The organism is Vibrio sp. 1288, assembly GCF_033344475.1.
In genome coordinates this window covers 1-1,006 of the sequence record NZ_JAWPOX010000169.1, presented here as the reverse complement: position 1 = coordinate 1,006, position 1,006 = coordinate 1, and the positions used below count along the sequence as shown (strand labels likewise).

General features: G+C 46.8%; 1 protein-coding gene. It reads right to left on the bottom strand.

The window, feature by feature from the left end:
* The coding region (locus tag R8O11_RS25395) for a GNAT family N-acetyltransferase (RefSeq protein WP_318194636.1) at positions 1-1,006 on the bottom strand (1,006 nt) is incomplete at both ends.

Below are 1,006 nucleotides of genomic sequence, written 5' to 3'. Positions count from 1 at the left end.
CGCCCAAACCTTGTAGATCAGGATGCACCGCAATTCGCATCACTCGTGAAGTAATAAGCCTGCCTACCTTTACCAAACCAAGTTGATTGATGATGGTGATTGGCGTCAAATGCCCTTTAGGACGACGTTGACCAAGTTGAACGGCTTCAATTAACTCGTCATCAAGACCGCCCTCCTCAACCGTGAGAATGACTCCGATGATATTTTGTTTATCCATCGCGAGATAAACGGAGCTGTTGTCATCTCGCAGTAAATGGAGCAAATCATTCGGTGAGGTTTGATAATGAGCATTAACCAGTAAAGCAAAGCATTCGCGTAGTAAGTTGGGTTGGTGAACCAGTGCTTGCTTGTCCACTTTGTTCAACGATACGTTCGCCATGCCTTCAATGGATTGCGGCGATAATTCCGCGTTCAAGATAAAAGCGTCATACAACCACGTTTCTAACTTATCATCTACGCTCCAACGAATTGGCTGCTGCATGTGATACGTCTTCATGCCAGGTCGTTGTTGTTGCAACCATTCAATGAACTTCAACGTGAAGCCACGTCCGCAGCCTTCATAGCCATGAATCGTGCTAGAAAAGACCAAACGATGATAATGCTCGGTGATTTGTTTGAGCATCGGGACGGGAATCGCAGCCGCTTCATCAACTAGCAACAAATCACACTCAGGCAGCGAAGACAACAATTCGTCAGGCGCAATAAACTGAATATACCCATAGCCGACTTCCAAACGGTCTTTCTTCATCTGTTTGGCATCCGTAAGTAAACGCTGCGCGTGCTGATAGACTGGCTCAACAGCGTTAATAGAAGGCGCGGTAAGTAATATACGCAGCGGCTTGTGTTGCAACAACTGAGCACAAGCGATACCTAACGCGCTGCTTTTACCTCTACCGCGATCAGCCGTGAGCACTAAAGGACGCTTACGATGCCCACTCACCACTTTCTCGATTAATGAAACAGCGTGAGTCTGCTCTATGTATTCTGTATTTCTCTGCGCAATAGC